Genomic DNA, 22,348 nt, shown 5'->3' with positions numbered 1-22,348 from the left:
AAGCCTGACACCGATGCCACCTCGACGACGAAAGCGCGGGGTTACCGGTGGGCCCGCTCAAGTCTTGCACCCACCGACTCCTTCCCGACACGGCACACGGCCGACGCTGTGCGATCAGAGCTTCTCGATCGCACTGTGGCGTCCGACCATGCATCCGGGCGCCCTCGGCGACGTGACCACCACCCGCGAACACCTGCACCGCATGACCGCACCCGCCTGAATCCACCGACACCGGTAGTCTGCCGATCTGCTCGTCCCGCGCTGCACCTGAACACGTGCCCGCCGGAAACGCCTTGACCCGGCGGGATACTCTGAACTCCTTGCCTCCAACCGGGCGAGGTCCCGGAAGAAGACCACGATGGCACTGCTCCCCGACCAGCCCGCTTCTACTGACCCGGGTATGTTCCCGATCCCGGCTTCCGGTGGCCGGAATCAGCTGCGCCGAAAGTTCCGAGCTCTGGCCCGCGCGATCGAAGACACCTGGTTGGCGACGGCGGACAGCGATGTCGTGATGCACCCAGGCCATTTCCATATCGATACCGAGGCCGTCTCCATCGACGTCGCTGATGCGGTGACGGTGATGCGCACGATCGATACGCTGTTCACCGAATTGCTCGATCCGGCGGATAAACCCCGCTACGAAGCGATGCGGGCCAGCGATTCCGACGGCCGGGTCGTGCATGGCCTGCGGCTGATCCGGAACGCCGAGATCCATCGCCACGCCATGATCGACATGGACACCGACCGACTGGTCAGTGGGGTCGGTAAGGGCGGATGGCGGGTCTTTCCTCGCTGGAAGCCGTATTCCGATCTCCCTGTGGAGATCCGGAACAACACCGACGGAAAGCGCACTTCGGTCGACCGGCGCTACGAGGACTCTGTGGGTGGTCGGTTGGTGATCGAAACGCTCCTGGATGTCATGCGGTTCTTCGACCGCTGCGATCCGTCGCTCACCCACCGCAACGAGGACGGAGACATCGATGGGTTCCCCCTACCCCCTTTCATCATCGAGCACACCTACGAGTGCCGCCACCCCTACGATCCGCGCGAGGTGAAGATGAACGAGATCCTGCTCGACCGCTGGACCATCATGGCTCCGACCGGACTCAACCGGCAGATCCACCGTGCTGTCCTATACGGCGACCTGACCCTATACGTGGGCTTGACCAACTTCGGACATCACCTGGAATCGTTCGTGGAATCCGCCGACCAGATCGCCTGGGACATCGCCGGCGGTTACTCCTACACCGCTATCACTGATACCGGCCGGCTCATGCCGGTCACCGAGTGGGATCGGACGCTGATGCTGGGCGAAACACCGCTGGCCGAGGCCACGCTGGCCGAGGTTCGGGCCGGTAGATCCACAGACTCCGACGACCGGATCCGGGAGTGGTGGGACAGGCAAATCACCGACGCGTTTTGGTACCGGCGCCATCGCCGCGCTTCGTAGGGCGTTCGTTTCTGTCGCCGATCGGTTCGCCCCGGGTCTGGATGTCACCGTGTTCGGGTGTGGCGCGCCGCGCGGATTTCAGCGTCGGCGACCTTATCGGCGAGCAGGATGTAGATCGGTGGAAGCGTGACCGAGGCGCTTGCGCACGACCTTGATGGAGACGCCGGCGCAGCGCGTGCCGTTCCCGATCGGTGAGCTGGTCGTGGGACACCGGCATGCCCGCGTGGAGTCCGAGCAGCACGTCCAGTAGCGCATGTCATCGAGAGTCCTTAGTCCCACCCGCTGCCGCCGGGCCACCTCCCGGTCGTCTAGGCGGTAGGCGACACGAGCGCGGACGCCCTCCAGTCGCACGATGGTGTGCGCGAGATCGGTGCCGGTCACGACTTGCCTCCCGAAGTTGCCCGATAACCGTAGTTATCAGGCAACAATCTGGCGGCGGCGGACGTCGGAGCGGAAAATGGAGCCGAGGCGCTGGCCTGGCTTGTAACGGAAGCATCGTCATCGAACGAAGCACAGTGATGAAATCCCCAGTAGACGAAGAGCAGTGGCTGGCTGAAATTGTCGCCGTGCTCCAAGGGCGATTCACCGTCTACGTCGAAGCGATGACACTCACCGCGGCCGTAGTGGAGCTACTCGCCTGGATCGACGACCGGCGCCAGTTCATCCCCGTCCAACACAATGACTGGCAATCAATACTCGCCGATGTCCGTTCCGGGTATTCCGCGTCCGGCCCGAAGCTGCAGCGAGTCGTTGACCTGGCCTATCGCTCGGTCGAATCGCATTTCGCGCAACTTTTCACCTCCTCGGCAGGCGCCGGTGGGAACAACGAAGTAGGGATCGACGAACAGGTCCGCGATTCCCTACGCCACGATGCAGCCGTGCTGAGGGAGCGGCTCAGATCCGACGCAGCGATCGATTCCGCATGGTTAGACCTGCACCAGGCCTGCGTCAACCGGACCAAAAAGGTCGAGGACATCGAGTTCAAACGGAAGACACTGTGGGCGATCGCCGAGGCCCGACATCAGAACACCGATAACGGGTTCGGCCTCGGGCGGCAGCTCAGTGAGTTGATGCGAGGCTACCCCCTCCTGACTCTCGGTACGCACGACGGGGGAAATGGTCCAGTCTGGCGGCGAAGCCAGCAATGCCAGGAATTCCTGATGCGGCCACCGGCCAAGGCCGACTGCATTGTATGGCTGCGCTTGGAACCCGCGCTCATGCATGAGTTTGAGGTCACACACGGTCAGGTGACGTTCTACAGCGCCCAACTGCTGGCTTCGTGTGTCGGACATCCAGAACTGGCATGCAACTTCACCGTAATACCGCACGAAGTGCTCAACCTTCCCGCGGACATCCAGGAACACGAGCGCCGGGCGTGGTCCGAGGACCCGGGTCTCAGCTACGCGCGCGTTCTTCTGCCGGACGCCGTGGTCCATCTCGCACGGAAACAGGCATCTACGCTCGTGGCCGCTCTGGTCCAGATCAGCGACCCGCACCCCGGCACATGGATCCAGCTCGACGGGAGCATGCTTTTCATCGACGGCACTCTGCGCACTTGGGAATGGGGCCCCAAAGCGCGCCGCCGCGACTACTCACGCCACCGCTCCGGAGACGCCGTCGCCCGGCGGATACAACTCATGGTCCAAACCTCGCAGTCGCTGAGCATCGAGACAACCGAACAGCTCGCTGCCGCCCTAGCGCTCAGCAACGCACTGACCCGCTCGCGAGACGACGGCTCAGAAGCAACGGTCATGGCGGCTGTTCGTGCCATCGAACACGTCAATGCGTGGGCTGTCGGCGGCCGAAGCGACTGGGCACAATTCGCATGCAAATACTTCAAGCAGGCAACCTCACGCGCGCAACTCGTCGCCTTCCTCGGCGAATTCACCTCCGCCGCAAGCACCGACTTGCCGGATTCATCCCCCGACGCTCTCCCTCCGCCCGAAGATCTCGACGACATCAAGGAAGAGTTGTGGACTACGTCCGCTGACGTCGACTACTTCGATGTCAACGGCGCGATCGACCATCTCCCGAGGCTGCGCGAGATCTATCAACGGCACTGGCTTCGCCGCGCTCTGGCGGATATGGAGGCGGTATTCAGATCCGGAAAAGCCGTCGTTGCGCGACTGAACCTTTACGATCAGCGCTTCGACACCCACCTCAGTCGGCTGAAACGCATTCGCAACGCCGCGATCCATGGCGGGCCGGTCACGCCTGACGCCTGTGAATCCATAGCCACTTTCGCATACCACCTAGGCCACTACTGCCTCAACCAGGTCATCGAGGCACATCTCACCGCCACGGATATCACCACGTACATGAACAACTTTCGCGCCCGCGAACAGGAGCGGCGCCAGAAGGTCGAACTGGACAGTGACTACGACGAGCTGTTCGTCCCGACCCCGATATGAGGCCACCACCTTCCGCAGCTGGCTGCCACCGTGGCGACTCGACTTCTGGACAGTTCAGACCACCAGTCGAACTGGCCGTATCCGCTCGGGTTCGAAATGTCCAGGAACCGATCAATTCTTGAGCATCATAGAGGGTGTCTATTCGGGCCACCGGGCCAGCAGACGCACCAGCCGTGGTTGCCCCGGCCCGCTCAGCTCTTGAAGAGCTACCTGATCCACCACCGGCAGGCAACAGGCCGCGCTGGATTTGTGGCTGACCGCCTTAAGGGAACACTCGCTGGAGAACATCAGCGTTACCGAGTAGGGCGGCCCCCGACGCGAGGGCCTGATCCACTGAGAGGGCACCGGCAACGAGTCCGATCACGATCTCGGGCCCGGCGGTCAGGACGGTCTCTGGTTGACGGTCAGCGTCGATTCTCGCGCTCGAGCCGTCCTCGTCGATCCGGAGAACGATGAGGAGTCCCTCCACATCGAAGCCGACCTCCACAGGCGGCGCTGCCGTCCTGTCACGAAGCATTGCGGGCAAGGCCAGTGCCAGCCATCGGGGCCGGAAGGTATCATCGCCCCGTCCGGTCGCCAGCAGCGGAATGGCCCATCTGCCAAGGGCTTCCATCGGCTCCCGGAGCTCCGCGCCCCACGGCGTTAGTCCATAGAGGACTCCCGTGTCTCCCAGTCGTCGCTCCACGACCCCGGCCGACTCCATCGTCCGGAGACGCTCGGCCAAGAGGTTACTCGCGACGCCAGGGAGGAAGGACTTCAGCTCGCCGTACCGCAGCGGCCCGGGCAGCAGCTCGCGCACGACCAGAAGATTCCAGCGGTCCCCGACGACATCGAGCGCCCGCGCCAGGCCACAGAACTGACCGTAGGAGCGCCCGACTGGATGCTTTACGTTTTCCATCGCAGTGGATAATATCAACCGATGACTCAGGGCGCCACACCATGACCGGCGCTGGGTTTGACGAGGGATGAAGGGGCTGTGCAATGGAGATCAACTGGCTCGCGGCCGCGCTCGCGTTCGTAGCGGGCATGGTCGTGGCGTTCATCTGGTATCAGAAGGGCTTCATCGCGAACGCCTGGGAGCAGCTGACGGGCGTGACGTCGGACCGCTCGCGACCGGCTCGCGCGAGGAATATGACCCAGTTGGCCATCGCAAATCTCGTGACCGCAGTCGGCCTCGCCGCGGGGATCTCCCTCGCATCAGAGGCGACCGGCGACAAGTCTGTGGGGATGGCTTTGCTGGTCGGGTTCGCGGCATGGCTGGCGTTTTCTGCCAGTACGCTCCTGCAGCACAATGCCTTCGAGCTGAAACCTGCGAAGCTGACGGTCATCAACTCCAGTTACCAGCTCGCCCTGTTCCTGGCGATGTCGGTCGTAATCGGGCTGCTGTAACACCGGGGAGTCGTGTCGATCACGTCGCCCAGATCCCGATGGCTTCCGCCGGTCTCGCGAACTCCTGCACGCCCAGAGAAACCTCGAGAACGGCAGCCGACTCCCAACCCGCAACACAGCGAGTTGGCATCGGCGATTACCCAGTGAACACCACATCACCGCTCAGCCTGGAGCAAAACCGCCTTCGACTACTCGTTGACCGCAGCAAATATCCAGGTCGCGCGTGTTTCCATCTTCATTTGCCCCGCCGAGGGGCTCAACGAAGGTGGAAACACGATACGATCGGTACCGGCGGACCGGCATCGCTAGATCGGATAGGAATCCGCGATGACCAGGCGTTTTCCGGTTGCCCATGTTTTGTGTGTCCTGCCGAGGGCACCAACCTGCGACGACGGCTCGGCAGCCTCGAATCGATGCCATTCAAGGGTCGCGGCTACTACTTGCGCAGACCACACGCGGGAGTTGGACCAAACCTGAACATGCCGTCGCCATCTCAGCGCGCGGTACCGGCGACTGTCCGTCAGCGCAGATCCCGTCAACCGTTACATCGGGTTGTAACAAGGTAGACAGTCAACCGTGATTGCCGCTCAGCCACTGACGACTTCGGGTACCCTCTGGCAGTGCCAGCCGAGGATTCCGAGTCGCGCGTCATAGCGGTAATGCGCCTCAGCGGTGCACGATTCGACGCCAAAGGCATGCCGGCCGAGTCACTCCTCGAGGTCGCCGCGTTCGAGGACATCCTTCGATCACTCGTCAAGCTCTACTGGCTCGAACGCCACCCTCTCCAAAAGCGCGTGCCGAACGGGTATGACGACCTCATCGCCCTGCGTCTCGTCCAGAAAATCGGCGAAGGATCAGCGAAGCCACAGCTCGAGTACGATCTCGGCGCCGGCGCCATCGACATGTTCGCCGAAGACGAACTCGAACACGACTACGGCCGAGCCCTCGAAACCGTCGAAGCGTTCATCGACTATGCCCAGACAGGCAACGGCACAATCCCCGGCGAGATCCGACGACTTCACCAAAAGGTCAAGAAACTCGGCCAAACTATGCAGGCTGGCGATGCTATCCAGGTCGCCGCGACCGACGTCGCTGACTGGAAGCCCGTTCCCAAGTACGACAACTGGGCACGGAAAAGGGTGATGCGCCGACTAGAGGTCGACTCGGCTCGGCCTGTCACCATCACCGGGCATGTCATCGACATCCACGTGCTCTCAGGTCGGCTGATCGTCCGAGACCGTGAGCACAGGGCCGATGTTCAAGTTCCATACCTGGACTCCGGCGTAAAAGTAAACGTCGATTCCGGTCGCCAACTATTCAAATGCTCCGCTGAGGGCATCGGCCACTTCAACGCAAACAACCGGCTTATCAAACTGGACAGACTCAAGTCCCTCTCCGTTGTCGAGTTCTCTGAGGACGCCCAGCTCGCGCGCGCATCTGTCGACGCTCTTGCTGACCTCGCCGAGGGTTGGATGGATGGCGAGTCCGGCGAAGCGATCTCGAAGTTGGCAATCGAACGCGCTCACACGGTAATCGAGGCGATGATCTCTCTCGGCAACTTCACCCGCACTATCTTCCCAACCGAGGAAGGCGGGATCCGCTTCTACTGGCCCGAGGCGGAAAACCAGCTAACGATCGACGTCGAGCCCAGCGGGAGTTTGTACATACACGCCGCAGACGTTGAGGCAGGAACATTCGATGAGGGCACCATTGCTGCTGACATCTCGGACTTGGCCGAAGCGCTCGACTCATGGCTGTCCGAGGCAGGCGATCGATGAGCGACGACAGCGAAAGCCCCGAAATTCTTCGTGAGCCCATCACCGTGCCCACCGAAGAGCTGCTCCGGCCGATCATCAGCAACTGGTTCACCAACGACGTCATCGATCCTAGCGCCTTCAACATCAGCACCACGGATCGAAAGCACGACAACAACCGCATGTCGATCGCACGCGGCAGCGCGACAACTCCCGAGCAGGCATACCAGGCAAAACTCAACGCAATCAAAGAGCGATGCGAACCGCTCGGAAAGCCCTACAACGCGCCGATCGGCGTCCTCGCTGTGACCGTCGAGGAAGTCGAGTCGGTCGAGGTCAAGTCGCCACACGGCGGTGAGGCGCGACAGCCTCTCACTGTCTGGGACGACTCGATGAACGAGAACCGCCCCGACGATCACGGACACATAGACTTCAATGCCGTTCCTGCCGACGACAAGGGCGCTTGCCTGCTTGCCGCGAAGCAACTACTGAGACTGGCAATGGAGCGCGATTGGAAGTACCGGCCCTAGGCTAGCCAGCGCCCGAGTCCCTAGAAGTGCGATTGGGCAATCACCGCCCCGCAGTACGGAGCGCGGCGACTGACAGTCAAACGTAACGGCAGCGGCTCCGAAAACGGAATAACCGCCATGGACACCCTGCGAACAGGCACCGGGCAACGAGTCACCGAGCCAGTGGGCCTGCGGGACGTAACTCACCCTGACCTTTCGTCGACCCTCGTCCATTTCGTACACCGAAACCGTCCACCTGGTATCGGTGTGCCCGAAGCGATCCGAGCATTGGACGCCGTCGAGCGCATGGAATCGATCCTGACTGATGGCGCAATCTCGCCGTTCGTGACCTACTCGGGCGGAATGCCCTCAGTATGCATGACTGAGGCCACACAGGCCGGAGTGAGCTACCTCATCGAAACCCGAGGCTACGAACCCTGGGCACTGATGTTCGACCGACAGCACGTCTACGCCGCAGGCGGCGGACCAGTGTGGTACGCCCGGCCCGATGAGTACCAGATGCTGAAAGACGATGAGAGACTCCGCACCTGGGCTGTCGAGCTCAGTGGTCAATCCGACTGGTCCCATGAACGCGAATGGCGCATACCCCGACCGGCCGACAGCCGCGGCATTGCGCCACCGATCCCCTTGTCGGAGTTGGGCTTTTGCGGAGTACTTGTCGGCGACCCAGACTGGGACCCTCGGATCTTCGCACACGATCCCAACCTCGGAATCGGCCATCTGCCCCACCACTGGGACTTCCTACCATTGCCTGCCCTGGTCGGAATACCACGCTACTTGTGGAACCCGGCCGAAAACATCCTCCTATGCGACAGCTGACAAGACACGGTCACCGAACCACCCCTATTGAGGGTCGACTACTCCATCGCGACCGTGTGGCATCCACAGCGATGGTCAAGGCAGTCCGTCAGCGAATCCGTCAGCCTTCTCGCTGGCCGCAGCGGCACACGACCGTATAGCTGGCGACCGTAAACTGGATCTAGGGCCAAACGGGGGGTAAACGGGGGGCTAGACACAATAAAACAGGTCAGGCCCGGTCTGCGACCGGGCCTGACCTGCTATTTCTGTGGAGCTAAGGGGACTCGAACCCCTGACCCCCACATAGAGCGTCATGGGCCCATCGGCCTGACGGGGTCGGTGTGCGGAGCCCGACCCCACTGACGATCAGTCCAGCGCGCGACCGCCGCGACCGGGCAAGAAGATCGTTGAAACCGCGAAACATACTCGGCTGCAACACAATTTCGATGCTTTGATCGGAACCTTCGTCCGAGGCCAAAACCGCGCCGCACCCCTCCGCGCGCTACCCGAGACCAGCAGCAGGTACTCGGCCCGCGCTGATCAGTGGTCAGAACGTCAAGTACCCCAACGGGCGACAGGAAGCCGCCCGGTTCACCTTACTGAGATGGTCAGGAGCATAGGAAAAGGGTTGACCAGCACAAAGATGAAATCTGCCGACAGCGCGGCCTTCAGTTCTCGAACAATCTTCTCTCGGCAACGCCTGACACTGATGCCACCTCTACGACGAAAGCGGGGGGTTACCGGTGGGCCCGCTCAAGTCTTGCACCTACCGACTTCTTCCCGGCAGGGCACACAACCGACGCTGCGCGATCAGAGCCGGGAAACCGCTCGACACGAGCTTCAGCACGGATCGCTATCGCCACGACTCTGCAGCCAACTCAACAGCGCGGCCACCGCCTTGGCTTGGACAGCAGGGATACGCTACTTCCGCACCACCGACGTACCGAACGTTCAAGGACACCGTGCTCGCACAGCACACCCGTCGCGTGCACCACGCAACCCATCCGCCAATCGCCTGTTCAACGCCGCCGCCACGGCCGTCGACCTGACAGTGGGCGACATAGGCCGACGCGCCCGGTCGACGAACCGTCGCCCCCGGACAATCCGCGCACCCTGATGCGAGCCCCCACTGGGCCAGCGGGCAGCGCCGCTCGAGGCCGTCTTCGAGATCCAGGGTGCCGAGAACCACGACGGCGAACATCTGCCATAGCAGCAGGCCGAAGCACCCACCGTGTATTGAAATAGATTGCATCACAATAATCTTCGCCCCGGCAGTCTGCTGGTTGAACTGCTGCGATCACTCACCTCTCCGCATTACTATGGTTGAGCGGGGACAGCCATCGGCCGGATTCCGGGGGGTCAATGGGCATCAGGTCACCGCGCGCGGGCGACGTGACAGCAACGGCGATGATCACAATCAAGACCTACCCGAATCCCAGCGACACCTACGGCGAGACCGTCTGTGTCGCGGGGGTTATGACTCGATCGCGGACGGCCGGAGTGGATCCGGCTGTATCCGGTCAAGCTTCGCATCGAGGACTTCAACAAGCGGTTCAGGAAGTACTAGCCGCCCAGTCAGGGTTCGAGTCCCTGTGGGGGCCGCTTCATTTGCGCAGGTGGGCGCGTTGCGCCGCCGGTCACGACGTACATCAGCGTCGCCACCCCGGCACGCGGGCAGGTAGACAGCCATAACCTCATGCTGGCGAACAAGTTCGTCAGCATGAGGCCGGCAAGAGGCTGTCACATGCCGGGTGCGAACGGTCGTCGGTGTCCCGTCGTAGTCTGAGCAGGTGGAAGATGGTTCGGCCGCAGAGCCGGCACCTTTTGTGCCGGATAGATCAGGCAAGGGTCCGGTAGCCACTTGCGTGGCGGAGGCGTGTTCCTTGAAGGTCTCGAACAAGAGTCAACAGCTTTGTGAAAAGCATTATCAAGCCTACTGGAAGTACGGCGACCCAAACGGAAGCCGCTCACGTGCACGGGGAGAGCGATGCCACGCTCCTGATTGTGAGCGGACACGGAGCAGCCGTGAAGGGCTCTGTTCCATGCATCGCCAACGCCTGCGTCGCACTGGATCGCTAGAGAAGCGGAAGCCCAAGGTCTGCTCGACGGCTCACTGCAACGGCAAAACCACGGCGAAGGGTCTGTGCCAGCGGCACTACGACGCCGCGCGCAAAAACCTGAGAAGATCTACCGGAATGTGCTCCACAACCGAATGCTCGAACGCGATAAAGGCACGCGGTCTATGCAGGTATCACTATGCAAAGCTCCAGCGGACTGGCCGATTGTCATCTGCCCCGCTCGCAGCGCGAGCCCGCGCTAAGGACCTCGGCATTGGCGCAGAACATCCGACGAGTCGCCCTTGCCGTGGCTGCGGTAAAGATTTGGCAGGCCTTCCAAGGGGTCGGCGCTACTGTTCGGAAGCCTGCAAGCCCCGATGCGGCGGTCCTGCCTGCGATCGGCAGGTATCAGGCAAGGGCCTGTGCTCGAGCCACGCGAAGCAACAAAATCGAGGAGAGACCCTTCGAGCAATTTCTAGTCGAGCCCCCCAAACACCGAACGGACCATGCGGATGGTGCGGCGAGCCGGTCGGTGCTGGCAGCACGAGTCGGTACTGCTCAATAACATGCCGAAATTTGGCGCGACGGCATCCAACAAAAAGCACAACCGCCGAATGCGGTCAATGTGGAAAGCTGATTGACTACCTAGCTCCCGCCAGCGGCGGCGGAAACCGCATGACACCGATTTCGAAGAAGCTGTGCGATGACTGCCGCCATCGCAGCGCGTCGTTGTACCTATCGGCGGATGACATTCGGGCACGCGACGGCGATGATTGCAGCATATGTGGGCTGCCGGTTCCGACTGACGCATTTAAGTCCCACCCGCTAGCGGCGGAGGTAGACCACATAATTCCGATTGCCCGAGGCGGAAGCCATGATCCGAAGAATCTGACACTCGCGCATAAGACCTGCAATATCGCGAAAGGCGACAAGTTCGGCTGGCGACGAGATCCAGCCGAGGTTCTGGTGCTACTTGAAAGATGGCGGGACGATTATATGCCGATGGCTCGAGCGACTTGCTCTGCGGACGAGTGTGACCGAGTTGCAGGTACAAAAGGAATGTGCGACAAGCACTACCGCCGTGTCAAGAAGTACGGCACGACAGAATTGCCCGCAAAGTTGTCGGCGTGCAGTGCGAAAGATTGCATTAATCCTGTGCGCGCGAGGGGACTTTGTCGGTCACACTACACTCAATGGCTTCGCAATCGGAGTACCTGCAAGCATGAGGGGTGCGACAAAAATTCTCATACTCGAGAACTCTGCAAACGGCATTACAGTAAATGGTTACTCAGCCGATCCGACCAGCCAAAATGCTCAGCAGAGAACTGTACCCGAACAGCCGAGGTTCGCGGGCTCTGCAATCTCCATTATTCGCGGGTGCGTACCGCGCTCCGTGCCGGTGCGGAGATCGTTGGCCCGTGGGATTGAACTACCCCGACCGACGACCAAACAGCGGCACCACACTCGACGGAACCTCTACCACCGGCGCAGACGTAGCCACCGGGGCGAGTGGTTCGGGCAGCAGGATGGTCGCGCCACCGTCCTCTTCGGGGATCCAGTCGCCGTAGGTGTTCAAAGTGAGGGTGAATGTGCTGTGTCCCAGCCACTTGGACACCTGTATGAAGTGCGTACCGGACATCAAGCCGAGACAGCCCAAAGCGGTCCCAAATCCGTGACGGTTCACCCGGCGCCGCAGGGCCTGTCGGTATCTCTCGCAAGATAGAGGCTGAAACCGCAGGTGCGAGGATTCGGCGCGTCGCCAACGTTCTACGCTGGGAGGGAGGGCATGCTGACCCCGGCTACCACCTGCTCAATCGCTCGACAGACGGCTTTACTCCTTCGGATACCGCACGAGCGGCAGCCATGCCAAACTGATCACACTGCAGCAAAGCAAGGAGAGGTGAGGTCCGATGCCGGTACGCGTCAGTGTCGCCCCCAGCCTCCTGGAGTGGGCCGTCGAACGCGCTGGCTGGGACGACGAGACAATAGAGCGCCGTGCCCCGAAACTCGATGAGTGGATCAGCGGCGAGCGTCAGCCGACCCTAAAGCAGTTGGAGAGCTTCGCGCAGGCGACTCATACGCCGTTCGGTCTGTTGTTCCTGCCCGAGCCCCCGAACGAGCCTTTGCCTATTCCGGACATGCGTACGGTCGGCAACGCGACGGTTCCCCGCCCATCGGTGGACCTGCTGGACACGATCTACATCTGCCAGACCCGGCAAGAGTGGTACCGCGACTACGCACGGAATCACGGTGCTCCACAGCTGGATTTCGTGGGCTCCGCGACAACCGATACACCTCCGGTGGATGCAGCGCGGGCGATCCGCGCTGCCCTCGGCTTCGACCTGACCGAGCGCACCGCCTTTGCCAATTCCGACGATGCGCTGCGGCAGCTGATCGACCGTACCGAGGCCATCGGCGTCCTCGTGATGGTGAACGGCATCGTCGGCGGCGACACTCACCGCGTGCTCGACCCGGAGGAGTTCCGGGGCTTCGCTCTGTCCGATCCGGTGGCGCCGCTGATCTTCGTCAACGGTACCGACACTAAGGCGGCGCAGATTTTCACGCTGGTCCATGAGCTCGCCCACGTCTGGCTCGGCGGCAGCGCCCTGTCCGACGCGGCGATGACCGCGTTGGACGGCGTTGCCGAAGAGCTGTGGTGCAACCGGGTCTCCGCCGAAGTCCTGGTCCCACTGGCCGCTCTTCGCCGCGACTACCAGGGCGAGTTGACACCCCAGGAGCTGACACGGCTGGCCCGTCGCTACAGGGTGAGCACGTTGGTGATCCTCAAGCGTCTGTTCGACGCACGTTTCCTCGGCTGGGATGACTATCAGGTGCGGTACGAGGCAGAGCGAGAGGCAGTCATCGAGTTGGCAAAGCGCTTCCGCGGAGAGAACTCTGGAGGGAACTACTACTACACTCAGCCGTTGCGCCTAAGCCGCCAGTTCGCGCGTGCCGTGGTCGCTAGCACCTATCAGGGCGACACCAGCTTCCGAGATGCCTTTCAGCTCCTTGGAACGAAGAAGCACGAAACCTTCGCCCGCCTGGCCGACGAGATCGGAATCGGTTGATGTACCTGGTTGACGCGAACGTTCTCATCGAGGCGAAGAACCGCTACTACGCCTTCGATATCGCCCCCGGGTTTTGGGAATGGCTTGAGGGCGCGCATGCTGCGGGCGAAGTGTGCAGCATTGAGGCGGTGAAGACTGAGCTGGTCGGCCGAGCCGACGATCTCTCGGCCTGGGCGCAGAGGAACAGTTCGTTCTTCCAGTCGATCGATCAGGCCACGACGGCTCACTTCCCGGCTCTCTCTGCGTGGGCTGCGTCGCGTACCTTCACTCCTGCAGCACTCGCGGAGTTCGCAGGCAACCAGGCCGATTACCAACTGGTGGCTCACGCGCGCGGTCACAACCTTGTGCTGGTCACCCACGAGAGGCCGGACCCCAACTCGCGGAAGCGGGTGAAAATCCCTGACGCGTGCGCCGCGATCGGTGCCACCTGCATGGACCCGTTCGAGATGATGCGACGCACCGGGGCGAAGCTGAGACTAGGCACCTGACCGGCGGCGACCGACACGGCGCCCGCGTCCCGACCTAGGATCAACCTTCCCGCGAAACATCCGGAGCATTACTTCAATTGCCGATACCCGAGGCAACGGATTGCCCGCTCGTATCCGAAGCAACATCATCGAATCGAACACGCCTCCGCGATGACCAGACGTTTTGCAGCTGCCCATGTTCTGCGTGTCGTGCCAAGGAATCGAACCTGCGACTACCCGACTGGACCGGCGCCATATCCAGGATCTTCAACCAGTCGGGCTACAGGCCGTCGCGCGCACGGATTTCGAGGGACCGCACGAGCCGTTCGGCTCTCGCGAGGGTGGAATGAAGGCCCTCGGAAAGTGTGCCGAAAGCGCTCTGACCAGGCTCGACTACGGAGCACCAGCCTTCCCGAACTCCTCCCGTTCGGCGACTGCGCTGGTGTATGCAGCCATCAGCGCATCTCGTACTTCCTCCGCCGGTCGGAGTTCGTAGACGAAGTTCAGTAGTTGCTGCCGATTTGGCATCGTCTCAGCAGCCATCCAGCCGGGCAGGCCGGTACGTGTCGACTCAGATTGGAACATCTCCGGGGTAACGCCCGCGCTGTGCAGGCACGACCAAATGCGGTGCGCGAGTTGCAGACGCATGTTGTAATGGGCGGCAGACACACCCATGCTGTCGAGACTGGCTATGAGGTGGTCGTAGGGCTTCTGAGGTGGCTCACCGCCCGTATCGCCCTTTGCCGCCGCAGCAGCGCGAGCCCGATCCAGCTTCGTGGATCGGGCCGGCTGGCGGAGGGGAAGCTCAGTCTGAGGACTACTCACGCGGATGGGCTGTTCCTGAGCGATGAGAGGTTCCTCGTGTAGGTTGCGCTCTTCATGAACACCGAGGCTCCACAGCCTCATCACCTTGTCCACCTCGGACTGGCACGCAAGTGCACCGACAAGCGCCTCGGTCATCGCACGCGCAGGCATCCGTGGGCCGGTCAGCGCCTTGTATACGGTCTGGTGGGAGTATCCGGCCATCCGCCCCAGTTCAGTGGTGGACTTGTCGCCACACTCGGTTATCAGCCGCTGCAAGTACAGGAAGAACGACAACCGGGCACCCGAGGGCACACCCGGCTTCCGGAGACGGCGCTTCGCCATTGACGACCCTTGGCAACATCTTTTCAACCTGGCATCTACTTCACATCAGCGGTGTCTCACCAGTTCAGCAGAGCACCTGAGAAGAGTTTGCCCGGGAAATCCGTTGCTGCCAACCTTGTTTCAGCACGACCGCCGAACGCCTATCCGGCACTAAGCACCGTAAACAGACTCAAAGTACGAAAACAGGAGGTAGCAGTGCCACGCCGTTCCCCCCGGGCCGTCCAGCCGCAGCCCGGCGTCGTCAAGAGGGGTACCCAGAGTCCCCCTGTGCCAGTCCCGATGTCGTGGCCCGGCGCGGCCGTCGATCTTCTCGCGCTGACACTGATACTGACCGCATTGGTTGCCCTCGTCGTGTTCGGCAACGCCAATGCCGCGGTTATTGCCGCCGTGGGTGCCGCCACAGCCATCGCGATTCGGGCTTGGCACGGCAGACGTAGCGCCTAACCCATCGCGAGCGGCAGCGGTCAGGCTGACGCCAGACCGACTCCGGACAAGATCTTGTGGCGACTAGTGCCGATTTCGATCCGTCGCAGTGCATCGAACCACGACAAGTTCGGACGGGCCGAATCAATCAGACATACAGCCAAAGCGGGGGGTAACCGGGGGCTGAACCGCAAAAAACAGGTCAGACCCGGTCTATGACCGGGCCTGACCTGCTATTTCTGTGGAGCTAAGGGGACTCGAACCCCTGACCCCCACACTGCCAGTGTGGTGCGCTACCAGCTGCGCCATAGCCCCGTGTTCTTTTGTTTCAGCCGCTCTCGCTGCTGCCTGAATGAAGTTACACCATGGTTCTCCGGGAGAACAAATCGGCTGGTAGGGGGCGAAAACGGGGCAGTATGGGAGGGGGTTCGGGGGGCGGGGTTACGAGCGGGGGGCGCTAGGGAGGTCTAGGATGTGCGCAACCTCACGTGGGTCAGGGGGCGAGGGTGGTCACCCAGTTCTCGTCGCGCCAGTCGATGGTGGTGGTGCCGTCGTAGATGGTGGGGGTGGCGGATTTGTTGCCGGTGCGGGTGTCGAGGTCGGTGAGGGCCGATTTCGCGGTGGTGGCGGCGGCGTCGCGCTGGGTGCCGTGGGTGATGCAGGCGGCGACGGACTCGGGGGCGCCGGATTCGGTGGCGAGGGTGGCGAGTGCGGGGTTGCTCAGGTCCTCGGCGCCCTCTTCGGGCTGGCGGTCGACGAACAGTGCCTTGTGGAACTTGCCGTAGGTGGGGCCAGAACCTGTCTGGGCGACGCAGAGGTTCGCGGCTATGGCGCGGGTGGAGTAGTCCTTGCTCTTGGACTGGTCGTCGAGGAAGGCGACGAGGTGGTAGTTCACGGCGAGCTTGCCCTCATCGATCTTCTGGGCGAGTTCCTGGCCGTAGCTGGTCTCCATCACACCGCAGGCGGGGCACAGCGGGTCTTCGAAGATGTCGATGGTCTTCGCGGCGTCGGGGCGACCGAGCCGGATCACGCCCTCGGGGGTGGTGGTGACCTGCACCGCGGCCTCGCGGACGGCGCCGTAGCCGTCGTTGCGGACGCCGGGTGGTTCGGCGCTCCACTTGTAGGCGGCGAACACGATCAACCCGATCACGACGAGAGCCACCGCGCCGAGGGCGTAGGTGGTGTTGCTCGAGACGGGACGTGGATTGTGCGAAGAACCGGCTGTGCTCACCCGTCCACTCTGCCTCGAGCCGATATCGGCGCGCCGTCCGGGCACACCGATATCGGCTCTACCAGCTATTTCTCCATGCCGACCGGACGGCAGCCTGCCGGGACCAGGCCATCACGCACGACGGGTGACCCGTCGGGGCCGTCGCAGGTGCACCGCGGGTCGAGGCCGTCGCCCGCGTGGTCGGGGTGCTGGGGGTCCTCGGGGTGCACGATCCGCGACGGCTCCGGGGTGACCACCCACACCGCCGCCGACACCGCGAGCACCGCACCGGTGACCGCCATGCCGACGCCGAAGGACGTGCGATCGGCCACCTCACCGATGACGATCGGGCCGACGACCGCGCCCAGGTCGGCGGCCATCTGGAACGCCGCGAGCACCGGTCCGCCGCGCGCCCGGTTGCCGAGCACATCGGCCAGTGCCGCCTGCTGCACCGGACTGAACATGCCCGAACCGATGCCCGCAACGAACGAGGCGAACAGGAACCACGGCAGCGACGGGGCGAAGCCGAGCGCGCCGGTGCCGACCGCGCAGATCGTGGAACCGAGGATGAGGAAGGGTTTGCGGCCGAGCCGGTCGGACAACCTGCCCGAGGCGAACAGCACCGCGCCGTTGCCCGCCGCGAACACGGTGAGCGCCACGCCAGCCATGCCGGGTTCCTGCCGCAGGGTCTCCACCACCAGCAGCGGGACGAACGCCATCCGCACCCCGAACACGGCGACGCCGCCCGCGAAACTCGACAGCAGCACCGCGCGGTAGGCGGGTTCGGACCAGCCCTGCCGGAAGGTGAGCTCGGGGGTGGCGGTGGCACTGTCGTCCCGCAGCACCGGCGACTCGCGCAGGCCCGCGAACACGATCACGCACACCACGAGCAGGGCGATCGCGTAGATGACGAACGGCGCGCGCAAGCCGAGCCCGGCCAGCCCGCCACCGACGAGCGGGCCGACCAGCGAACCGATCAGGAAACTGGTCGAATACACCCCGGACACCCGGCCGCGCGCGGCGGGTGGGGACACGCGGATGATCAACGCCATCGACGACACCGTGAACATCGTCGACCCGATGCCGCCGAGCGAACGCAACACCAGCAGTTGCCAATACGTCTGCGCCAGCGCGCACGCACCGGTCGACACCGCGACGATGAGGATGCCCGCCAGATACACCCGCCGCTCGCCGAGCTTCTGCACCAGACGCCCGCTGGCGGGAGCGAACAGTAGCCGCATCAGCGCGAAGGCACTCACGATCGCCGACGCGGCGGCGATGCCGACGCCGAACTCGCGGGCGTACTGCGGCAGCACAGGCGCCACCAGACCGAAGCCGAGGGCGATGACGAACGCGGCCGCGATCAGCACCCAGATCTCGGCGGGTAGTCGAACCTTCGTCGCGGTACTCACTCGGTCAGCGCCTGATTCACCATCTCCTCGGCGGCGGCCTGCACCTGGGTCAGGTGCTCGGCACCGAGGAAGGATTCGGCGTAGATCTTGTACTTGTCCTCGGTACCCGACGGGCGGGCGGCGAACCAGGCGTTCTCCGTGGTCACCTTCAAGCCGCCGAGCGGTGCGCCGTTGCCGCGCGCGGTGGTGAGGATGCCGGTGATCTCCTCACCGGCGATCTCGGTGCCGGTGATGGCCTCGGCGCTGAGCCGCGCGAGCTTGGCCTTCTGCTCGCTGGTGGCGACGGCGTCGATGCGCGCGTACGCGGGGCTACCGTGCTGACGTTCGAGCTCGCCGTAGCGGGCCGACGGGGTCTGGCCGGTGACCGCCGCGATCTCGGCGGCCAGCAGCGCGAGCAGGATGCCGTCCTTGTCGGTGGTCCACACGGTGCCGTCCATCCGCAGGAACGACGCGCCCGCGCTCTCCTCACCGCCGAAAGCCAAACTGCCACTGAACAATCCGGGCACGAACCACTTGAAACCGACCGGCACCTCGTACACGTCGCGGCCGAGCACGCCGACGACCCGGTCGACCATGGAGGACGTGACGACGGTCTTGCCGACCTTGGTGAGCGCGTCCCACCACATCCGGTTGGCGATCAGGTATTCGATCGCCACCGCGAGGAAGTGGTTGGGGTTCATCAGGCCCCCGTCGGGGGTGACGATGCCGTGGCGGTCGGCGTCGGCGTCGTTGCCGGTGGAGATGTCGTAGTCGTCCTTGATGCCGACCAGTCCGGCCATGGCATGGCGGGAGGACGGGTCCATCCTGATCTTGCCGTCGCTGTCGAGGGTCATGAAACGCCAGGTGGGGTCGACGAACGGGTTGACCACCTCGAGTTCGAGATCGAAGCGCTGTCCGATCTCCTCCCAGTAGTCCACGCTGGCCCCGCCCATCGGGTCGGCACCCATGCGGATGCCCGCGCCGCGAATCGCGTCCAGGTTCAGCGCGTTCGGCAGATCGGCGACGTAGTGGTCGAGGTAGTCGTAGCGCTGCACATGGGTCTTCATCGCCTGCTCCAGCGACACGCGCTTCACCTCGGCGAGTCCGCCGCGCAGCAGTTCGTTGGCGCGCGCGGCGATGGCGTCGGTGGCCTTGGTGTCGGCGGGACCGCCGTGTGGCGGGTTGTATTTGAAGCCGCCGTCGCGCGGCGGATTGTGCGACGGGGTCACCACGATGCCGTCGGCCTGGTGCTTGGTTCCGCCCTGATTGTGGCGCAGCACCGCATGACTCAGCGCGGGCGTGGGGGTGTAGCGGCCGCGCGCGTCGATCACAGCGGTGACGTCGTTGCCCGCGAGGACCTCGAGGGCGGTGGTCCACGCCGGTTCGGACAGGGCGTGGGTGTCGCGCGCGAGGTACACGGGACCGGTGATGTCGCGGGTGGCACGGTATTCGACGATCGCCTGGGTGATGGCCATGATGTGCGCCTCGTTGAACGCGCTGTCCTCGCTGGAACCGCGGTGACCCGAGGTGCCGAAGACCACCTGCTGACTCGGTTCGGCCGGATCGGGCACGCGACTGTAGTACGCGGTGACCAGGTGAGCGATATCCACCAGGTCGGTCGGGCGGGCGGGCCGTCCGGCGCGATCGTGGGCCATGGTGGGTGTTCCCTTCCGTGTCGGCTGGGCGCGGCTGGTCATGAGGATCATGCGCACAACCAGTTGGTCAGGGACGCGGCGGCGTACACCGAGGCCAGGCTGGCCGCGACACTGATCGCGACATTGCCGACGGCGTACGCGTAGGCGCCCTCGGTCACCAGACGGACGGTCTCGTAACCGAATGTGCTGAACGTGGTCAGCGCACCACAGAAACCGGTTCCCGCGAGCGCCAGCAGCGTACTGCCCGCGCTCGCGCCGATCAGGCCCCCGAGCAACGCCGAACCGACAATGTTAACCGTCAACGTCCCCCACGGCATCGCGGCCGGAAACCGCACCGAGACCGCCCGATCGACGAGATAACGTGCGGGGGCGCCGAGCATTCCCCCCGCGAACACGAGTGCCGCGGTCATCGGCAACCACCCGCCGTCGGCACCCACATCGCGACCATCGGATGGCCCCCTTCCGTCGTCGGATTCACGTGCCACGTCCCACGGTGCCTGCCGCCAAGCGGGTCCCGGTCATGGCGAGCGCCACCGCGCCGAGGCCCGCGAGGACCGAGACAGCGAGGTAGGCCACGGCCGTGCCCGGCGAACCGGTGTCGATCAGTGTACGAAGCTCTAGCCCGAAGGTGGAGAAAGTGGTGAACCCGCCGAGGACACCGATCCCGAGAAACGGACGAACCAGCAGCGGCGCCGACCAGAGTTCGGTGACAACGACCATCAGCACCCCGAGCGCGAAGCAGCCGACCACATTGACGGCGAGGGTGGACCACGGGAAATGCCCCGGCCGTACCGGCCACCACTGGCCCACACCGTATCTGGCCGTGGCCCCGAGACCTCCGCCAACCGAGATCGCCGCGAGGACGGCCGGGTCGAGCGCCGGGGGCCGCGATGCCATGCACTGCCCTCCCCTGCTGGTCCGATGGTGGTCGTTGCTCATGGTATCGAGTACCACCGACAAACCAGCGCCCGGTGCGGATCCGGCAAACCTCCAGCAGCCACCCCACACGAACGCCGATGGCCCGGACCGAGTCTCGGTCCGGGCCATCGATTCACACAGGGTGGATCAGTGCGCGAGCACCAGTTCGCCCTCGGCCGGGGCGGGCACCTTGTTCGGCATGAGCACGCCGACCACGATCGCGCCGAGCACGAAAGTGGCCGCCGCCCACCAGAAGCTGGTGGTGTAGCTCTCGATCGCGCCCTGGGCCATGGTCAGTGGACCCGGCTCGTGCGCGGACACGTAGTCGGTCATCGCCGAGGCCGCGATCGTGCTGAGCAGCGCGGTGCCGATGGAACCGCCGACCTGCTGGCTGGTGTTCACCATCGCCGAGGCCACACCGGCGTCGTCGTGCTGGACACCGGCGGTCGAGCCCTGGAAGGCCACCGACATGGCGCCACCGAGACCGAGGCCGAGCAGGATGAGCGCGGGCAGGATGTGGGTGACATAGCTGCTGTCGAGCCCGATGAAGGTGAGCCACACCATGCCCGCCGCGGCGACGAGGAAGCCACCGCTGATGACGAACTTCGGACCGACCTTGGGCAGCAGCAGTGAGGGCGCGGTGGTGGAGGAGGCGACCATGCCGAACACCATCGGCATGAACGCCACACCGGTCATGATCGGCGAGTACTGCAGCGACAGCTGCATGTAGTACGTCAGGAACAGGAAGATCGCGAACATGCCGATGCCCATGATGAACACGGTCAGGTAGGAGCCCGCGCGGGTGCGGTCGGTGACGATGCGCAGCGGCAGCAGCGGATGCGCCACCCGGGTCTCGATCCAGACGAACACCGCGAGCAGCACCGCACCGCCGAGGAGGAACGCCAACGTGGTCGGGTCGGTCCAGCTGTGCGACTCGGCGTGGGAGAAGCCGTAGACGATGCCGAACAGGGCCGCGGTGACCGTGATGGTGCCCGGCCAGTCCAGTTTGGGTCGCGCGCTCGTGTTCACGTGCTTGGCCAGCAACAGCACCGCACCGATCAGGGCGACGGCCGCGAAGATCAGGTTCACATACATCGCCCAGCGCCACGACGCCCACTCGGTGAGCGCGCCGCCGAGCAGTAGCCCGATGGCGCCACCGGCACCGGCGACGGCACCGAAGATGCCGAACGCCTTCGCGCGTTCACCTGGCTCGGTGAAGGTGACGGTGAGCAGCGAGAGCGCGGCGGGCGCGAGCAGCGCGCCGAACACGCCCTGGCCGACGCGGGCGGCGACCAACATCTCGAAGCTGCTGGCCGCGCCACCGATGGCCGAGGCGACGGCGAAGCCGACCAGACCGACGATGAAGGTGTTGCGGCGGCCGAACAGGTCGCTGAGGCGCCCGCCGAGCAGCAGCAGGCTGCCGAAGGCCAGCGCGTAACCGGTGATGACCCATTGGCGGTCGGCGTCGCCGAAGCCGAGGTCGGCCTGGGCGGCGGGCAGCGCGATGTTCACGATCGTCGCGTCGAGCACGACCATCAGCTGCGCGATACCGAGGACGGCGAGCACCCACCAGCGCAACGCGTGTGAGCCTCGCCGGTTCCCGGTGTCCGCACCGGACGCGGGACCCGTCCCCTTGTCGAGTGTGGTGGTCATGACTCCCCTTGCAGGTCTAGGTAGGTGG

The 22,348-nt window shown here is 64.0% G+C and carries 18 protein-coding genes and 1 tRNA gene; 10 read left to right on the top strand and 9 right to left on the bottom strand.

Going from position 1 to position 22,348, the window contains the following annotated elements; genetic code table 11:
* Positions 1-358: 358 nt before the first annotated feature.
* Both NC7_RS19845 and NC7_RS19840 read left to right on the top strand, forming a co-directional pair.
* Positions 359-1,450: a hypothetical protein gene (locus tag NC7_RS19845; protein ID WP_157102094.1), complete on the top strand. Its 1,092-nt coding sequence runs from the start codon at positions 359-361 to the stop codon at positions 1,448-1,450.
* Positions 1,451-1,968: 518 nt separating this feature from the next.
* The gene (locus NC7_RS19840) at positions 1,969-3,861 is read left to right on the top strand and encodes a hypothetical protein (protein ID WP_067985303.1); all 1,893 of its coding nucleotides are present in this window, start codon (positions 1,969-1,971) and stop codon (positions 3,859-3,861) included.
* Positions 3,862-4,123: 262 nt separating this feature from the next.
* On the opposite strand, the gene NC7_RS19835 is transcribed toward NC7_RS19840, so the two are convergent.
* Positions 4,124-4,759 (bottom strand): winged helix-turn-helix transcriptional regulator, encoded by a 636-nt coding sequence (locus NC7_RS19835; RefSeq protein ID WP_067985301.1) that lies wholly within the window; start codon positions 4,757-4,759, stop codon positions 4,124-4,126.
* Positions 4,760-4,842: 83 nt separating this feature from the next.
* Here NC7_RS19835 and NC7_RS19830 point away from each other — a divergent pair, with 83 nt between their 5' ends.
* The 8 genes from NC7_RS19830 to NC7_RS19800 all read left to right on the top strand — a co-directional run bounded on the left by NC7_RS19830 (position 4,843) and on the right by NC7_RS19800 (position 13,945).
* The gene (locus tag NC7_RS19830) at positions 4,843-5,250 is read left to right on the top strand and encodes a DUF1761 domain-containing protein (protein WP_067985299.1); all 408 of its coding nucleotides are present in this window, start codon (positions 4,843-4,845) and stop codon (positions 5,248-5,250) included.
* Between the two features lie 620 nt (positions 5,251-5,870).
* On the top strand, positions 5,871-7,028 hold the full coding sequence (locus NC7_RS19825; RefSeq protein WP_157102093.1) for a hypothetical protein: 1,158 nt from the start codon (positions 5,871-5,873) through the stop codon (positions 7,026-7,028).
* Positions 7,025-7,534, top strand: coding sequence for an endo-1,4-beta-xylanase (locus NC7_RS19820; RefSeq protein WP_067985295.1), 510 nt, complete (start codon positions 7,025-7,027; stop codon positions 7,532-7,534). Before NC7_RS19825 ends, NC7_RS19820 begins: the two co-directional genes overlap by 4 nt.
* Before the next feature lie 246 nt (positions 7,535-7,780).
* Positions 7,781-8,353: a hypothetical protein gene (locus tag NC7_RS19815; protein ID WP_067985294.1), complete on the top strand. Its 573-nt coding sequence runs from the start codon at positions 7,781-7,783 to the stop codon at positions 8,351-8,353.
* A 1,341-nt stretch (positions 8,354-9,694) separates the two neighbouring features.
* Positions 9,695-10,024 (top strand): DUF8758 domain-containing protein, encoded by a 330-nt coding sequence (locus NC7_RS30670; RefSeq protein WP_507762076.1) that lies wholly within the window; start codon positions 9,695-9,697, stop codon positions 10,022-10,024.
* 350 nt (positions 10,025-10,374) lie between these two features.
* Positions 10,375-11,817 (top strand): HNH endonuclease, encoded by a 1,443-nt coding sequence (locus tag NC7_RS30555; protein ID WP_084458634.1) that lies wholly within the window; start codon positions 10,375-10,377, stop codon positions 11,815-11,817.
* A gap of 482 nt (positions 11,818-12,299) precedes the next feature.
* The gene (locus NC7_RS19805) at positions 12,300-13,457 is read left to right on the top strand and encodes an ImmA/IrrE family metallo-endopeptidase (protein ID WP_067985291.1); all 1,158 of its coding nucleotides are present in this window, start codon (positions 12,300-12,302) and stop codon (positions 13,455-13,457) included.
* On the top strand, positions 13,457-13,945 hold the full coding sequence (locus tag NC7_RS19800) for a DUF4411 family protein (protein WP_067985289.1): 489 nt from the start codon (positions 13,457-13,459) through the stop codon (positions 13,943-13,945). Before NC7_RS19805 ends, NC7_RS19800 begins: the two co-directional genes overlap by 1 nt.
* A 372-nt stretch (positions 13,946-14,317) precedes the next feature.
* On the opposite strand, the gene NC7_RS19795 is transcribed toward NC7_RS19800, so the two are convergent.
* The 8 genes from NC7_RS19795 to NC7_RS19760 form a co-directional block, all read right to left on the bottom strand.
* On the bottom strand, positions 14,318-15,022 hold the full coding sequence (locus tag NC7_RS19795; protein ID WP_157102092.1) for a hypothetical protein: 705 nt from the start codon (positions 15,020-15,022) through the stop codon (positions 14,318-14,320).
* 713 nt (positions 15,023-15,735) lie between these two features.
* Positions 15,736-15,808: transfer RNA gene (locus tag NC7_RS19790), tRNA-Ala, on the bottom strand.
* Positions 15,809-15,986: 178 nt separating this feature from the next.
* Positions 15,987-16,724, bottom strand: coding sequence for a DsbA family protein (locus tag NC7_RS19785; protein ID WP_067985285.1), 738 nt, complete (start codon positions 16,722-16,724; stop codon positions 15,987-15,989).
* A gap of 65 nt (positions 16,725-16,789) precedes the next feature.
* The gene (locus tag NC7_RS19780; protein ID WP_067985283.1) at positions 16,790-18,115 is read right to left on the bottom strand and encodes an MFS transporter; all 1,326 of its coding nucleotides are present in this window, start codon (positions 18,113-18,115) and stop codon (positions 16,790-16,792) included.
* Positions 18,112-19,749, bottom strand: coding sequence for a phosphoglucomutase (alpha-D-glucose-1,6-bisphosphate-dependent) (gene pgm, locus NC7_RS19775; RefSeq protein ID WP_067985445.1), 1,638 nt, complete (start codon positions 19,747-19,749; stop codon positions 18,112-18,114). The genes NC7_RS19780 and pgm overlap by 4 nt, the downstream gene beginning before the upstream one ends.
* A 47-nt stretch (positions 19,750-19,796) precedes the next feature.
* Complete coding sequence (locus NC7_RS19770; protein ID WP_067985447.1) at positions 19,797-20,159, bottom strand: fluoride efflux transporter FluC; 363 nt, start codon at positions 20,157-20,159, stop codon at positions 19,797-19,799.
* Between the two features lie 64 nt (positions 20,160-20,223).
* A complete protein-coding gene (crcB, locus tag NC7_RS19765) occupies positions 20,224-20,646 on the bottom strand; it encodes a fluoride efflux transporter CrcB (protein WP_067985281.1) in 423 nt (140 codons plus the stop codon).
* Positions 20,647-20,814: 168 nt separating this feature from the next.
* Entirely contained in the window at positions 20,815-22,320 is a 1,506-nt protein-coding gene (locus NC7_RS19760; RefSeq protein WP_067985279.1) for an MFS transporter, read from the bottom strand.
* Positions 22,321-22,348 lie beyond the last annotated feature (28 nt).

It is taken from the genome of Nocardia caishijiensis NBRC 108228 (assembly GCF_001612825.1).
Classification (GTDB): Bacteria; Actinomycetota; Actinomycetes; order Mycobacteriales; family Mycobacteriaceae; genus Nocardia; species Nocardia caishijiensis.
Note: the sequence above shows the minus strand (reverse complement) of the source record. Positions and strands in the feature narration are given on the sequence as shown.

Excerpts from the sequence above, each read along its gene's own strand:
- NC7_RS19760 (WP_067985279.1), bottom strand. The coding sequence starts at position 22,320 with ATGACCACCACACTCGACAAGGGGACGGGTCCCGCGTCCGGTGCGGAC.
- NC7_RS19800 (WP_067985289.1), top strand. The coding sequence starts at position 13,457 with ATGTACCTGGTTGACGCGAACGTTCTCATCGAGGCGAAGAACCGCTAC.
- NC7_RS19840 (WP_067985303.1), top strand. The coding sequence starts at position 1,969 with ATGAAATCCCCAGTAGACGAAGAGCAGTGGCTGGCTGAAATTGTCGCC.
- NC7_RS30670 (WP_507762076.1), top strand. The coding sequence starts at position 9,695 with ATGGGCATCAGGTCACCGCGCGCGGGCGACGTGACAGCAACGGCGATG.
- NC7_RS19830 (WP_067985299.1), top strand. The coding sequence starts at position 4,843 with ATGGAGATCAACTGGCTCGCGGCCGCGCTCGCGTTCGTAGCGGGCATG.
- NC7_RS19820 (WP_067985295.1), top strand. The coding sequence starts at position 7,025 with ATGAGCGACGACAGCGAAAGCCCCGAAATTCTTCGTGAGCCCATCACC.
- crcB (WP_067985281.1), bottom strand. The coding sequence starts at position 20,646 with ATGGCATCGCGGCCCCCGGCGCTCGACCCGGCCGTCCTCGCGGCGATC.
- NC7_RS19845 (WP_157102094.1), top strand. The coding sequence starts at position 359 with ATGGCACTGCTCCCCGACCAGCCCGCTTCTACTGACCCGGGTATGTTC.
- NC7_RS19835 (WP_067985301.1), bottom strand. The coding sequence starts at position 4,759 with ATGGAAAACGTAAAGCATCCAGTCGGGCGCTCCTACGGTCAGTTCTGT.
- NC7_RS19770 (WP_067985447.1), bottom strand. The coding sequence starts at position 20,159 with ATGACCGCGGCACTCGTGTTCGCGGGGGGAATGCTCGGCGCCCCCGCA.
- NC7_RS19805 (WP_067985291.1), top strand. The coding sequence starts at position 12,300 with ATGCCGGTACGCGTCAGTGTCGCCCCCAGCCTCCTGGAGTGGGCCGTC.
- pgm (WP_067985445.1), bottom strand. The coding sequence starts at position 19,749 with ATGGCCCACGATCGCGCCGGACGGCCCGCCCGCCCGACCGACCTGGTG.
- NC7_RS30555 (WP_084458634.1), top strand. The coding sequence starts at position 10,375 with ATGCATCGCCAACGCCTGCGTCGCACTGGATCGCTAGAGAAGCGGAAG.